We start from the raw sequence: 14,885 nt of genomic DNA on the forward strand, positions 1-14,885 counted from the left end.
ACTTTTCGCGGTTTATACGGATCGGGGATTCCCCATGTCCTGCTTGGCCTTAAGTATCTCTTCAAGTTCCGACATAAACTCATTGATATCCTTGAATTGCCTGTATACAGAAGCGAACCGGACATAGGCGACTTCATCCCATTCCTTCAGCGTATTGATGACCCGTTCCCCAATCTCCGAACTGTTAATTTCCTTTTTGCCCAGATCCTGGAACTGGGTCTCGAGAGAATCTGCAAACTCTTCGATCCGAGCCACACTGATCGGCAGTTTCTGGCATGCCTGCCGAATACCGGATATGATCTTCTCGCGGCTGAACGCCTCACGCCTGCCGTCCTTTTTGACCACCATCGGAAGGACGTCTTCCAGCCTCTCGAAGGTGGTAAATCTGCGGCCGCAGGCAATACACTCCCGTCTCCGTCGAATGGTCCTGGCATCCTTGCTGAGTCGGGAATCGATCACCTTATTGTCGATTTTGGTACAGTAGGGACAAATCACGGAGGAAACCTCACAATCTGGACGCCGGCCTCAGCCAGCATTTTGTCGGCCAGCGGATCATCATATCCCTCCTTATAGAACACGGTTCTGATGCCCGCATTGATAATCATTTTGGAGCAGATGATACAGGGCTTATTCGTGCAGTAGAGAGTGGATCCGCGAATGGAAATTCCGTAGCAGGCCGCCTGAATAATGGCGTTCTGTTCCGCGTGCAACCCCCGGCAGAGTTCATGCCTCATACCGGAAGGTACAGACCCATTCGCTCGAAGGCAGCCGGTCTCCTCACAGTGTTTGAGACCGGCGGGTGCACCATTGTAGCCGGTCGCAAGGATCCTCTTATCCTTGACCAGGATAGCGCCCACAAACCGTCTGAGACATGTGGATCGAGTGGCCACCATCTCGGTGATGGACATGAAATATTCGTCCCAGGAAGGTCTGGGCATAAGGCCACCTACAGCGAGTTAAGATCTTCCCCAAAAATTTCTCAATCCCTGAATTCCGCAATCCTGATCATATATCGGGAAGCTGTTGCATAGATCGGAGACGATTCCCTGAGCCCGCTCCAGAATCCGGGCGTCCTTTGGGTTTTCCAGCAGGTCCGTGATCACGGCCGAGATCTGTTTCATTTCAGGTTCCTTAAGGCCCCGAGTCGTAAGGGCCGGCGTGCCCAGTCTCAGACCGCTCGTTATCTTGGGACCCCGCCGGTCAAAGGGGACGCTATTTTTATTTGCAACAATTCCGGCGTTTCCAAGACGTTGCTCTGCCTCCAGGCCTGTGATCCCTTTTGCCGTCAGGTCAATTAAGACCATGTGAGTATCGGTACCTCTCGATACCAGCTCAAAACCACGTCCAATAAGCGCCTCTGCGAGCACCCTCGCGTTTATAACCACCTGTTTCTGGTAATCGACAAAAGACGGATCAAGGGATTCTCCGAATGCAACCGCCTTGGCCGCGATCACATGCATCAATGGCCCCCCCTGCGTACCGGGGAAAACGCCCTTATCCAGTCTGGCACCATATTTTTCAGAAGAGAGGATGAATCCGCCCCTGGGGCCTCTCAGGGTCTTATGGGTGGTGGAGGTGATGACGTCGGCGTTTCCAACGGGTGAGGGATGGAGCGCGGCAGCCACCAGCCCGGCGATATGCGCCATGTCCACCATGAGATATGCTCCGCATTCACGTGCAATATCTGCGAATTCCGCAAAGTCGATGCGCCTGGGGTAGGCGCTCGCCCCGGCCACAATCATCTGAGGCTTGCATTCCCTGGCCAGTGTTCTCACCTTACCATAATCTATCAGGTGGCTTTTTGGATCTACCCCATAAAAAACCGTCTTGAAAAATTTACCTGAAAAGTTCACAGGACTCCCATGGGTCAAATGCCCTCCATGGGAGAGATCCATGCCCATGATGGTGTGGCCGGGCGTGAGAAAGGCCAGATAAGCGGCCATATTCGCCTGAGAACCGGAATGGGGCTGTACATTTGCATACTCGGCACCAAATAACCGTTTCACCCGATCAATTGCCAGTATTTCAACCCTGTCCACGGATTCACACCCGCCGTAATAACGGGCTCCGGGATAGCCCTCTGCATATTTATTGGTCATCACGTTGGCCTGGGCATCTATTACGGCACGGCTGGCATAGTTCTCCGAAGCAATCATGACCAGGGTGCGCTGTTCTCTTTTCAGTTCCGCGCTGATCGCGTTATAGACTTCCGGGTCCAGATCTATGAGTCTTTGTCCGTTTACCATCGCTTTGTTTAGCCAAACCTCGATTTTCATGAAGGCGTTGCGAATTTGAAAACAGGGGAAAAGGGGATGAGTTCTTATCTAATTTTCTTCATAGGCCTTTAAGATGAGGCTGGCGTTGGTGCCGCCAAAGCCGAATGAATTAGACATGGCCAGCTTGACATCCGCCTTCCGTGCAACATTGGGCACATAATCCAGATCGCATTCCGGATCAGGGGTCTCATAATTCATGGTTGGGGGAATGATTCCATTTTTTAAGGTCAGTGCCGTAAAAATGGCCTCCACTCCCCCTGCCCCGCCGAGGAGATGCCCCGTGACCGATTTTGTGGAACTGATACAGAGTTTGTACGCGTGCGCTCCGAATACCGCCTTTATGGCCTTATTTTCAGACAGGTCGTTTAGTTTTGTAGAGGTGCCGTGGGCATTGATATAATCGATCCTCTCAGGGGTTAGTCCTGCAAAATCAAGGGCCATTTTCATGCATTGAATCGCCCCTTCCCCCTCGGGGTCGGGCGCTGACACATGATAGGCATCCGCTGTCAGTCCGTAGCCGACGACCTCGGCGTAGATCTTTGCACCCCTTTCGAGCGCGGTCTCCAGATCCTCCAGAATGAGTATGCCGGAACCTTCACCCATGATGAACCCATCCCGATTCAGATCAAAAGGTCTGGAGGCCTTTTCCGGTGCATCATTCCTTGTGGAAAGCGCACGCATGGAGCAGAAGCCTCCGAGGGCCAGGGGCGTAATAACCGCCTCTGCGCCACCGGTGATCATGACATCTGAAATGCCGTCCCGTATCATCCGGAAGGATTCGCCGATAGCATGCGCGCTGGCTGCGCACGCCGTCTCGATAGAGAGATTGGGTCCTTTGGCCCCAAACTCGATGGCGATCTGTCCGGGGACCATATTGGCAATGATTCCGGGGATAAAAAACGGGCTGATGCGCTTCGGTCCTCTCTCTAAGAGGATGGAGTGATAATTTTCCAGCATGGTAAGCCCGCCCAGACCGGTTCCGGTCACACAGCCGACCCGATGGCAGTTGCCGGCGTCGATTCTCAACCCCGAATCCTCCAGGGCCATCCTTGCTGATGCAATGGCATAGTGGATGAATATATCGAAGCGCCGGATCTCCTGTTTATCCATGAAGTCCTGTGATCTGAAGTCTTTGACTTCACCGGCAATCTGCGAGGAAAATCCCGACACGTCAAACTTGGTGATCGGAGCAATCCCCGACGCACCGGAGCATGCCGCTTCCCAGCTTTTCTCGACACCGGTTCCCAGGGGAGTAACCATCCCCAGACCTGTTACCACAACCCTTCTGGCCATCTTCCTGCTCCTTCAGATGCTATTGTTCGATGTTGCATGTCTGCGGCGGGACGTGTGAACGTCGAGACCCTGCGTTCTGATGAGGCTCTCAGGAGGCCGGCCACAGACTATTTTTCAAGCGCCTTTTGGATATAGTCAATGGCATCCTGCACGGTCCCTATTTTTTCTGCATCTTCATCCGGGATAGAGACGTCAAACTCTTCTTCCATCGCCATGATCAATTCCACCTGGTCCAATGAATCGGCACCCAAATCATCCACAAACGACGCCTCCGGAACGACATCCTTTTCGCCAACGTCCAACTGTTCACAAATGATCTTTTTAATTTTGTCCTCAACTGCTGACATAAACCGTTACCTCCATAATTTAAATGATGTTCGCATTACCGCGAAAAATCGACTGTGTCGCATATTTGATATAGGGATATTAGAGCCCGGATATTCAGGCATCATTTTGAAGCCGGTATTCACGACCGAAGACATGACCTTGTACGGCTATCCGGATGCCGGGCAAGAGGACGCCCCCGCTACATATACATCCCGCCATTTACATGAATAATCTGTCCGGTGATATAGCCGGCGGCATCGGAACAGAGCCAGTATACGGTCTCGGCCACATCGTCGGGCATCCCCATTCTCCCCATTGGAATCTGGCTCAGGAAACTCTCCTTGACTTTGTCAGAGAGCGCGGCCGTCATTTCGGTGTCAATGAACCCCGGGGCCACCCCGTTAACAGTAATGCCCCTTCCGGCCAACTCGCGGGCGGTCGTCTTGGTCAAGCCCATGACCCCGGCCTTGGAAGCGGCATAATTGGCTTGTCCCGCATTTCCAATCTGTCCCACAACGGAGGTAATATTAACAATCCGCCCGCTTCTCTGTTTTATCATGGGCCGTACAACGGCCCGGGTGCAGTTGAATACACCCTTCAGATTCACGCCTAAAACGGCATCCCACTCCTCTTCACCCATTCGCATCAAAAGGGTGTCCCTGGTGATGCCGGCATTGTTCACGAGGACATCAACGCCCTCAAATCGCGTGAAAATATCCCCGAACCAGTGATCTACGGATTCGAATGAAGATACGTCCAGCTTGTGGGCCTCTGCGGTTATCCCTTTACTCTCCAGGTTGTCCAGAGTCTCCCGGGCCGCAGACTCGTCTGCATCAAAGTGGGCCAGAATAATCCGGGCGCCTTCTTTCGCAAATTTGAAGGCCACTGAGCGCCCGATTCCTCTGGACCCTCCAGTAATAACAACGACTCTTGAGCGTGAGTGCTCCATGGTTTTCCCCATTGATCTGATTAGCAGGATTTGGATGTCTGCAATTGAAGCGTCATTTTTTCGAGGACCCGGTTGTTCACATACTGAACCGCGATGGAGATGGCATTTTTGATTGCTTTGGCCGAAGACCCTCCATGGCAGATCATCCCGACACCGTTGATGCCCAGCAGGGGAGCCCCGCCATGCTCCTCATAATCCAGTTTCCGAATGAAGTTATAGATGGCATTGCGGCCCAGCATCAAGGCGGCCCGGCCTAAGAAAGACCCCATCAATTCCCTTTCAATGACCTGTCCCATGGCCGCCACTGTCCCCTCGGTCAATTTCAGCACCACGTTTCCGACAAACCCGTCGCAGACAATGATCTTGACCTTGCCTGAAAGAATGTCGCGTCCCTCCACGTTTCCTACAAAATTGAGGTCACTCTTGACAAACAGCTCCCGCGCCAGGCGGACCTGTTCATTTCCCTTACCTTCTTCCTCGCCGATGCTCAGAAGCCCCACCGTCGGGTCGCTTATTCCGAGACAAGAAGAGGCGAAGGCGTTGGCCATCACCCCGAATTGAAAAAGGTGAGATGGCCTGCTATCTACATTGGCACCGACATCGATCAGCACGATGGGGCCCCTCTCTGTAGGGAGAATGCCCGCGATCGCAGGTCGGTCTACCCCTTTCATCCGGCCCAATGTCATGACGGCGGCAGCCAGTGTTGCCCCTGAATTGCCGGCACTGATCACGGCGTCCGCATGGCCGCTTTTTACGAGTTCAAACGCAACCCGGATTGAGGCGTCCTTTTTTTTGCGCAAGGCCTTAAGCGGCGACTCCTCCATTCGCACGACATCTTCGCAGTGATGGAAGGAAATATGACTATCCACCGGATGACCATTGAGCGCCTCTGCCACCCTCTTCTCATGACCGACAAGAATGATATGGATGCCGAGTTCAGCAACAGCATCCAATGCACCCTGAACCACCAATCCAGGGGCATGATCACCCCCCATGGCGTCCACGGCCACGTTCATATCAGCTCTCTTTAATTTTTATGATTGTTTTACCCCTGTAGGTCCCGCACTCGGGGCACACATGATGAGGCAAAACAGGCTCGTGACACTGTGGGCAAGTGCCGGTATTAGGCAGTTGGATGGCATCGTGGGCACGTCTCGTATCCCGCTTAGACTTTGATTTCTTTTTTTTGGGTACAGCCATGACTTAAAATTCACTCCGCTTCACCTCCGGCGGAAATCGATATTCCCGACGGATGGCTCAAGATATATGTGATTAATACCAGATTTAATCTCTGTTCAATTCCAGTTCCTTTAACTTCAAAAATGCCGGATGCCCCCTTTTCGTCCGGCATGTGCATTCTTCCTGATTCAGGTTTATCCCACACACGGGGCAAAGCCCTCGGCAACGCTCCTGGCACAGAAATTTTATCGGCAAGGTGAGATAGAGTTGTTCTCTGACAAGGTGATCTATCTCAATTGCATCATCAGCTGAGAAGTCGACCGACATATCTTCTTCCGAGAGCACAATCTCGCTGCCGATCGGTTCAGGGAGCGGAGACGCAAGAAGGAGTCTGAAATCAGACTGAACTTCACGGGAATAGACTTCCAGACATCTGTCGCACCTTACTCGGATTTTACCTGAAAGGCTGCCGTCCACAACATAGTGGCCTCCTTCCTTGAAAATCGTCAGATGAACCTCCAAAGGCCCGTCAAGATCCAGGACCGGGTCACCGGAATCCTCCATCCGCCACCAGTTCGATCCAAAACTGAGGTCAATGTGACGGGGCGCCTGCAGTATCTCTTTTAAACGAATAATCATTGGGTGGTGACCCACATTTGAAATGGGCACATCCGATGCGTTTGAAGGCAAAAGTTAGTGAATATATGAAAAATTCCTATTTTGTCAATATATTTATGTAGGCTGTTTCGGGAACACCCTCCGGGGAACACTTGCAAGGAGATCTCTCCATCCGGAAAAGTTTCTTTTTTTATTGACACTTAGCACATTTTCAAATAATATCATACCTCAATTTTGTATCGAATTGTGCCCAGAGTAAAATAGATTAGGCAGAACCTCTGAACATGCCCCTTTTGCCCTCCGGGGCGTAGGCCCGGCACTACGAACCAGAGGCCCGATCTCTGCGACAGGACCCATCCCGCTGAAGGCCGGGATGGAGCATCGAAATATCCCACACATCCCTGTGGTTAAGATTATCAATTGACCTGTCATTGATGGAATTTATTATTTTTTAAAGGCATACCTGCGGCGCGGGTGCCGGGACGATTTTTTCATGTGGAAATACAGAGAACAGTTAAGCTATTATGAACGGTTGCGTCGCTCGATTTACGAGCTGCTGAGAGACGCGCTCGAACGCCGTCTCATGAAGATCTCAATGATAGACTCTTTTTATAATTACCAGAAAAATGGGGCGCAATACAGCTTTGTTGAAAAAAGCGAACTTAAACCCAAATCAAAAAAGATGGAAAAGGAGTCGGAATTTTTCAACACCTTTCTTGTCATCCTCTGCGAAGGCGTGCTCAGCACGGAATTGAAAAATTATATCCGGTTTTCTCCGGAAAACAGTATCGTCAAAAAAAACCTTCAATACTTGCCCGAATTCACGCTTTACAAGGCCTTCCATCAAAACCTCCGCTATTTTGAGAGTCCCGGATTTTTTGATCTTCTTGAAAACCTATTGGATATCGATTATGCCCTGCTCATACAGCAGGATCCCACTGTCAAGAAGAAAAACCGGTATGCCCTCACCCATTTTCATGTCAAAATCGACTGGCCTATTGCGGATGCTTCGGAAGATCTGGCCAAATGGCTCAAGTATATTCAGAACAATCTGTATGAAAATGGAGAGAAAGAAGCCCGGATTCTCCAAAACAAACTCTTCGAATATTACGGCTGTCATCACAGCGTCGGGGGAAGACGAACGGCCGGTCTCATTGCAGCCCAGCTATTGAGGAAACTGGATTCCGTCTCAACGGTATATGTGTCGAGTGCAGAGTCACGGACCATGTACAGATATTCTGAAAGGGGCGTATCAAAATTTTTTCTGATACAATTTAATGAAAACCAGATCGCCGCACTGTCCAAGGCGCAGAATATCCCCCTGGATGGCCTTCGGTCCAACTACCTTTACGACGGAGACGGTTCCTGCCTGGGCATCCTTGAGGCATCCTATTCCTATACGACCCATTCAAGACCGCCGAAAGACGGCAAGCTGAGAAAAATCCGGCCGGCGTACAACTGGCTTACCCTTAGAAACGAACTCCTCCATCCCAAACTGGAGGCCCTTCACGCAACTCCGCTCCATTACAACTGGGTTTATTCAACGGATGACTGATCCTTTTTCGTGCCGCAAAAGCCCGAGTGAAACTCGAGGGTCAGAGAGGCGCCGGCGGCCGGACATTCTGTTCCGGCTGGAACATGGGGGAAGAGGATATCTCGATTGGGAAGAGTGGCGCTGGCCCCCATACGATTCAAGAGGGGCATCGCCGGTTGCAATATCGAAGAGACCTTTTGCTGTACAGAAGAGAAGGTCACGCATATAAGCAACGCTTTTTTAAATTCACTTAAATCATCTATTCAGGTTGAATTGATGATTTTCATTGAGCGGAGGATACGTTGGCCGTTATGTCAAATACGAACGTGGTGACCCGGTTTCCACCCAGCCCCACCGGCTATCTTCATATCGGGGGGGCCCGGACGGCCCTGTTCAACTGGCTTTTTGCCCGGCAGCGGGGTGGGAAATTCATCCTGCGGATTGAAGACACCGATGAACAGAGATCAACAGAAGAGGCCACAACCGCTATTCTGGAGTCGATGGAGTGGCTCGGCCTTGACTGGGATGAAGGACCGTATTTCCAGTCCCGCAGATACCATATCTATAACGAGGTGATTGATCGCCTTCTTGAGAAAGGCGAGGCCTACCACTGTCATTGTTCACCTGAAACCCTGGATCGACAACGGGAGGAGGCCAGAAAAAAAGGACTCAAACCCAAATACAACGGCACCTGCCGGGACCTGGGTCTCTGCCCGGCCCAGGGATCGGTCGTCAGGCTCAAGACCCCACACGCAGGGATCACGCAGTTCAATGATCTGGTAAAAGGTCCGATTCGCTTCAATAACGAGGAACTTGACGACCTCGTCATCCGCAGATCGAACGGAAGCCCCACCTATCACCTTGCGGTGGTGGCCGACGACATCAGCCTCGGGATGACCCATATCATCAGAGGAGATGACCACGTCAACAACACCCCGCGCCAGATATTGATCTACAAGGCCCTTGAAGAACCGATTCCCCAATACGCGCATCTGCCGATGATCCTTGGGCCTGACCGAACCAGGCTCAGCAAACGACACGGGGCCATGTCGGTCCTGGCGTATCGGGAGATGGGGTACCTCCCCCATGCGCTCCTGAATGGACTGGCCAGATTGGGATGGTCCCATGGGGATCAGGAGAAATTCTCCATGGAAGAATTGATAGAAAAATTCTCACTGGACCACGTGGGCAAGGCTGCAGGGGTCTTCAATGCAGAAAAACTCTTGGACCTCAATGCCTGGCATATCCGGGAGTCTTCAGACCGGTTCCTGGCAGAACGCCTGAGGCCTTTTCTGGAAAAAGAGGGGTTCCAGGGTCTCGATATTGAGAAAATCGCCGCTGTCGCTTCTATACTCAAGGTTCGGAGTAAGACCTTGGTCGACATGGTTGAAGGCGCCCGTTTCTGCTTGTCCGATGATATCGATTATGAAAAAAAAGGCGATAACAAGTTTCTGAAACAGGATGTTGTGGACCTGTTTGAATCGCTGTGTGGCAGGATTGAAGTCCTCTCCCATTTCGATCGGAAGGGCATCGAAACCCTCTTTGCGGAATTCCTGGCTGCGGAACAGGTCCCGCTCAAGAAACTTGCCCAGCCGCTCAGGGTCGCGCTCACAGGCCGGACGGCCAGCCCTGGAATCTTTGAAGTCATGGAAGTGCTGGGAAAGAATAAGGTGATCGAGAGGATCAAAAAGGCCGTTGTCCATATCAAGGCCAAGAAGGAAGGGTGAAGCGGCCATTGGCGATTATCGCCGCATCTCCAGCTGATCCGCGGAGCCTCTTAATTCCCGGCCCCCCGCCGCTTGAAGATGAAGAGCGTCACGATGGCGGCAATGAGGATCACCAGCGTGACCAGTTGGGTGATGGTCATGCCGCTTCCCAGCAGCATTCCCCGGTCATCCCCCCTGAAACGCTCCACAAAAAGGCGTGCCGTGCTGTGCAGCACCAGGAGCCAGAGAAAGACCTGTCCGTCGAAGGTCTTTTTGCGGTGAAGCAATAGAAGGATAACAAAAATAATGAAATTGCCGGCAGAGGAGTAGAGCTGCGTCGGATGGAGGGGGATGTTCAAGGGCGCCAGCGAATGGGGGTCTGTAAACACCACCCCGCAACTGGACCCTGTGGGTTTACCATAGCAGCATCCGGCCATAAAGCAGCCGATTCGGCCGATGGCCTGACCGATGGCCATTGCAGGCGCCCACATATCGGTCATTTTCCAGAATGAAAGCTGATGCCTCCTGGTATACCACACAACCGCCAATACCACACAGACAATCCCCCCTGAAAAAACAAGCCCTCCCTGCCACATCTTGAAAATATCCGTTGGCCGTTCCATATAATAAGAGAGATTCATGAGGACATACATGATCCTGGATCCAGCGATGGCGGCCACGATCATCAGAAAACCGATATCCGTGGTCTGCTGCGGCGGTATCCCTTCGGACTTTCCGATCTTGATGGCCACCATGAGACCGACCAGAAAGCCGGTGGCCACAAAAAGGCCGTAAGTATGGAGGCTAAACGGACCTATGGAAAAAAGATCTGGAAACATGACGCACCCCGGATATTATTATATTTGCAGGACTTTTTTTAACGCAGTCAATCCGCGGATGACGGCCGGGAAATTATCGTGATGGCCACCCAGATGGTGCCGATGGTGATGGCCGCGTCCGCCACGTTGAATGCGGGCCAGTGGTAGGGGCCCCAGAAAACATCGAGAAAATCCACCACTTCTCGGAACCGAATCCGATCGATCAGGTTCCCGATGGCACCGCCCAGGATCAGTGAAAGTCCCGGCGTCATCCGGGTATCGTCACCTTTGAGGCGGAAAAACCAGAAAAGCAACAGCCCGATGGCGACGCAACTGGCCCCCACCAGAAACCAGAAGGCCGCATCCGCATGGGACCTGCTCATAAGCCCGAAGGCCATGCCCCGGTTTCTGACGTGGACCAGATTAAAGAAACCCTGTATCAGAGGTATCGACTCGTGAACCTTCAAGGCACCGGTAATCATTGCCTTTGTTATCTGATCCAGGATGACCACGCCAAGGGCGGGACCGATCATCAAGGTGTAATTTCTTCTAAAACGTTCCGGCATCGCTTGCAGATCGTGGGATATTGACTGTCCTCCCCGATAGAGGGATCATGGACCCAGCACCGTTCGCACTTGGGGTCGGTTGCGGAAGACACCGCCACCTTCAGTCCGGGGACCAGCTCACTCTCATGCCCCCCATCCATCTGGTCGATATCTACCATCACCACTGATGAAACAATAAATATAAACTTTAGTTGGGATACGTAACTTGCTAATAAATCATTTAATTCCTCGGAAACACCTAAACGTACAGATGCATCCAGAGAGTGGCCGATCCGCTTTTCTTTTCGTGCGATTTCCAGGATCCTGGTGACCTCTTTTCGAACAGCGATAATCTGTTCCCACACCCTTTCCAATTCCGGATCTCTGTATGCGTCGTTTACCGGACGGAAACAATCGGCATGGACACTTTGGGCCCGATCTTTTACGTCCTCCATATACTGCCAGATTTCATCGGCGGTAAAAGAGAGAACAGGGGCCATCAGCCGGGTCAGAACCTCCAGAATTTCATTCATGGCAGTCTGGGCCGAGCGTCTTGCCCGGGATGTCTTTGGAGATGTATACAACCGGTCTTTGATGATGTCCAAATAAAAGGATGAGAGGTCCAGTACGCAGAAGTTGTGGAGATTGTGATAGACCAGATGAAAATTAAAGTCTTCGTATGCCTTCAGAACCCGCTGACTCAATCCCTGAACCCGACTGAGGGCCCAGCGGTCCAGTTCTTCCATCTCCTGGTAAGGGACCTGGTCCTTTCCGCGCTCAAAATCATTCAAATTGCCTAAAAGATAGCGGCAGGTATTCCGGATCCGGCGATAGGCCTCTGTCAACCGCTGAAGGATTTCTTCTGATAGACGGATGTTGTCCCGGTAATCTTCTCCCGCCACCCAGAGTCGCAGGATTTCAGCACCGTACTTCTTTATCAACGCCTCGGGCGAAATTACGTTGCCAGCCGACTTGTGCATGGCCTTGCCCGCCCCGTCCACCACAAAGCCGTGCGTCAGGACATTCTTGTACGGGGCCTGGTTGCGGGTCCCGACCGAGCAGAGGAGCGAACTGTGAAACCACCCCCTATGCTGATCGCTCCCTTCCAGATAGAGGTCTGCCGGGCTGTCCAGATAGCTCCGGTTCTCCATCACCGCTGCATAACTGACGCCCGAGTCGAACCAGACGTCGAGGATATCGGTCTCTTTCCTAAACCGATCCGATCCGCATTTAGGGCATTGTACCCCCGGGGGGACCAGCTCCTGTTCAGACTTCATAAACCAGATATCCGCCCCGGATGTTTCAACCATAGCGGCCACATGATCGATGATCTCCTGCGAGACCAAGGGTTCGCCGCAATCTTGGCAGAAGAGCACGGTGATTGGAACGCCCCATGCCCTCTGGCGGGAAACACACCAATCCGGCCGGTTGGCGATCATTTTAAAAATCCGGTCCTCTCCCCATGACGGTATCCAGGAGACCTTTCTGATGGCATCCAGGGCGTTCTTCCTGAGATTGTTTTTCTCCATAGAGATAAACCATTGTTCTGTGGAGCGGAAAATTACGGGCTTTTTGCACCGCCAGCAGTGGGGGTATTCGTGGGAGATGCCCTCCTCCTTGAGGAGTGCCCCCACCTCTTTGAGCTTGTCATTGACCGCCCGATTCGCCTCAAATACCTCCATTCCGGCAAAGTATTCAACGTCCGGGGTAAAGCGGCCTGCGTCATCCACAGGGGAATAGGCCTCCAGATTATATTGAAGTCCCGTCTCATAGTCCTCCCGCCCATGTCCGGGGGCGGTGTGAACACATCCGGTTCCCGCCTCCAATGTCACATAAGGGGCCAGGACAATCACAGACCGTCGGTCATATAACGGGTGTTTCGCCTCAAGGCCTTCCAGATCGGAGGCCTTATACTGATTGAGGATCTCATAGGAATTTATACCGAAGGTGCGCATGCAGGAATTCACGAGCCCTTCCGCCAAGATCAGGACTTCATTAGGGTCGGTTTCAACCGCCGCGTACTTAAAACCCGGGTGAAGGGCCACGGCCAGATTGGCAGGGAGTGTCCAGGGCGTGGTGGTCCAGATCACAATGGAAACCTTTTTTCCCTTCAACTTCGGGTCCAACTGGTCCAGTTCGGATGCCATCGGAAATTTGACAAAGATAGAAGGGGAGCGATGTTCGTCATATTCCACCTCCGCCTCGGCCAGGGCCGTCTTACACGAGATGCACCAGTATATCGGTTTTTTGCTCCTCACCAGGCTCCCGTTCAGTGCGAATTTGCCGAATTCTCTGACGATGGTGGCCTCATAAGGATAATTCATGGTGAGATAGGGCTTGTCCCACTCCCCCAGGACGCCCAGTCGTTTGAACTCATTCCGCTGGATATCGATAAATTTTTCAGCATATTTACGACAGAACCTGCGAATCTCCACCTGTGACATTTCCAGCTTTCTGGGCCCCAGTTCACCATCCACCCGGTGCTCTATGGGGAGGCCGTGGCAGTCCCAGCCCGGGACATAGGGCGCATCAAACCCGGACATCTGCTTTGATTTGACGATGATATCCTTCAACACCTTGTTAAAGGCGGTACCCATATGGATATTGCCGTTGGCATAAGGGGGACCGTCATGCAGCATATAGCGTTTTCGACCGGTGGAGGATTCTCGGATGATCCTGTAGAGATCCATGCGCTCCCATCTCTCGAGGATTTCCGGTTCCCGTTTCACCAGGTTCGCCTTCATCGGAAATGGGGTGTTGGGCAGATTGAGGGTTTGCTTGTAGTCCATGAAATGCGCCTCCGGAAATTGGGATAATTTATTAAAATATCAGATATCGCTTATCGAGTCAATTTCAACATCGCATTCACTGGAAAAATTATCATTCGGATTTTTTAAAGGCGAGCTGCTTGGAGGGAAAAAAGGTGCGTGGCGGCCTTTTCAATATAAATAGTACCCGAACGGAAACCCGGAAAATCAAGAAACAGTGAACCATGAGAAGAGGTTCTGTTAATGTAAATTTTGTTCCATCAATTTTCACTTTTCAATTCTTGAATATTCAATAGTGCCTGAACGGGGTTTTCGTTCAGGCACTAAAAAATAAGGGGTTAAGTTTTTAAACTCACCCCTTAGTGGTTATCTTGGGGTGGATGAAGGGGCTCGAACCCTCGACCACTGAGGCCACAACCCAGTGCTCTACCAACTGAGCTACATCCACCATTTAAAAAAGATAATATAACAGGCCTTCATCTCCTTTGCAACATAAATTTTCCCGAAACCCATTCCCCCTGGTTCAGCTTTTCGGTACACACCGGAAAATTGTGAGGATATCATAACCACAAATCCTCATTTACTGGTAACAGGTGCGGTTTTTTTCACGACCTGCCAGCCACCAGAGAACAGGGCTTAAGGCGGGCTGACAGTCGCAGATAAAAAAAGGTATTGGTGCAACTCCCGGAAATCTTTCGTACGCTTACCGATACGGCGCCAGCTTCTCCCCAGGGTGCAGGGCAGTTATTGGAAATATATTACTAAAGCGGATATCCGCAACCAAAACGGCTGTGTGCTGTCCCGTCATTCCGGCATGCCCTTGGCCGGAATCCAGTCCGCCGTATTTCTGGATTCCGGCTGGAATCGTGCCG

Annotated in this window: 14 protein-coding genes and 1 tRNA gene; 2 read left to right on the plus strand and 13 right to left on the minus strand. The window is 51.9% G+C overall.

Annotation, left to right across the window (positions count from 1 at the left end; translation table 11 throughout):
* Window positions 1–12 precede the first annotated feature (12 nt).
* The 9 genes from nrdR to K9N21_10765 all read right to left on the minus strand — a co-directional run bounded on the left by nrdR (window position 13) and on the right by K9N21_10765 (window position 6,663).
* Window positions 13–495 (minus strand): transcriptional regulator NrdR, encoded by a 483-nt coding sequence (gene nrdR / locus K9N21_10725; protein ID MCF8144382.1) that lies wholly within the window; start codon window positions 493–495, stop codon window positions 13–15.
* Window positions 492–938, minus strand: a complete 447-nt coding sequence (locus K9N21_10730) for a cytidine/deoxycytidylate deaminase family protein (protein MCF8144383.1) — start codon at window positions 936–938, stop codon at window positions 492–494. Before K9N21_10730 ends, nrdR begins: the two co-directional genes overlap by 4 nt.
* Before the next feature lie 18 nt (window positions 939–956).
* Entirely contained in the window at window positions 957–2,246 is a 1,290-nt protein-coding gene (locus K9N21_10735; GenBank protein ID MCF8144384.1) for a serine hydroxymethyltransferase, read from the minus strand.
* A gap of 78 nt (window positions 2,247–2,324) precedes the next feature.
* A complete protein-coding gene (gene fabF / locus K9N21_10740) occupies window positions 2,325–3,569 on the minus strand; it encodes a beta-ketoacyl-ACP synthase II (protein ID MCF8144385.1) in 1,245 nt (414 codons plus the stop codon).
* A gap of 107 nt (window positions 3,570–3,676) precedes the next feature.
* Window positions 3,677–3,916, minus strand: a complete 240-nt coding sequence (acpP, locus tag K9N21_10745) for an acyl carrier protein (GenBank protein ID MCF8144386.1) — start codon at window positions 3,914–3,916, stop codon at window positions 3,677–3,679.
* 179 nt (window positions 3,917–4,095) lie between these two features.
* Window positions 4,096–4,845, minus strand: coding sequence for a 3-oxoacyl-[acyl-carrier-protein] reductase (fabG, locus tag K9N21_10750; GenBank protein ID MCF8144387.1), 750 nt, complete (start codon window positions 4,843–4,845; stop codon window positions 4,096–4,098).
* Between the two features lie 20 nt (window positions 4,846–4,865).
* Window positions 4,866–5,861: a phosphate acyltransferase PlsX gene (gene plsX, locus K9N21_10755; GenBank protein MCF8144388.1), complete on the minus strand. Its 996-nt coding sequence runs from the start codon at window positions 5,859–5,861 to the stop codon at window positions 4,866–4,868.
* A gap of 1 nt (window position 5,862) precedes the next feature.
* Entirely contained in the window at window positions 5,863–6,045 is a 183-nt protein-coding gene (gene rpmF / locus K9N21_10760; protein MCF8144389.1) for a 50S ribosomal protein L32, read from the minus strand.
* 84 nt (window positions 6,046–6,129) lie between these two features.
* On the minus strand, window positions 6,130–6,663 hold the full coding sequence (locus K9N21_10765) for a DUF177 domain-containing protein (protein MCF8144390.1): 534 nt from the start codon (window positions 6,661–6,663) through the stop codon (window positions 6,130–6,132).
* Window positions 6,664–7,135: 472 nt separating this feature from the next.
* On the opposite strand from K9N21_10765, the gene K9N21_10770 reads away from it, so the two are divergent.
* Both K9N21_10770 and gltX read left to right on the plus strand, forming a co-directional pair.
* The gene (locus K9N21_10770; protein MCF8144391.1) at window positions 7,136–8,197 is read left to right on the plus strand and encodes a hypothetical protein; all 1,062 of its coding nucleotides are present in this window, start codon (window positions 7,136–7,138) and stop codon (window positions 8,195–8,197) included.
* Window positions 8,198–8,487: 290 nt separating this feature from the next.
* Window positions 8,488–9,903, plus strand: coding sequence for a glutamate--tRNA ligase (gltX, locus tag K9N21_10775; protein ID MCF8144392.1), 1,416 nt, complete (start codon window positions 8,488–8,490; stop codon window positions 9,901–9,903).
* A 50-nt stretch (window positions 9,904–9,953) separates the two neighbouring features.
* Here the strand turns inward: gltX and lgt are convergent, their stop codons facing one another.
* The 4 genes from lgt to K9N21_10795 form a co-directional block, all read right to left on the minus strand.
* Window positions 9,954–10,721: a prolipoprotein diacylglyceryl transferase gene (gene lgt / locus K9N21_10780; GenBank protein ID MCF8144393.1), complete on the minus strand. Its 768-nt coding sequence runs from the start codon at window positions 10,719–10,721 to the stop codon at window positions 9,954–9,956.
* A 47-nt stretch (window positions 10,722–10,768) separates the two neighbouring features.
* Window positions 10,769–11,266: a signal peptidase II gene (gene lspA / locus K9N21_10785; protein MCF8144394.1), complete on the minus strand. Its 498-nt coding sequence runs from the start codon at window positions 11,264–11,266 to the stop codon at window positions 10,769–10,771.
* A complete protein-coding gene (gene ileS / locus K9N21_10790; GenBank protein MCF8144395.1) occupies window positions 11,233–14,034 on the minus strand; it encodes an isoleucine--tRNA ligase in 2,802 nt (933 codons plus the stop codon). Before ileS ends, lspA begins: the two co-directional genes overlap by 34 nt.
* A gap of 351 nt (window positions 14,035–14,385) precedes the next feature.
* Window positions 14,386–14,461 (minus strand) — tRNA-His (locus tag K9N21_10795).
* Between the last annotated feature and the right edge of the window lie 424 nt (window positions 14,462–14,885).

The organism is Deltaproteobacteria bacterium (assembly GCA_021737785.1).
Classification (GTDB): Bacteria; Desulfobacterota; DSM-4660; order Desulfatiglandales; family Desulfatiglandaceae; genus AUK324.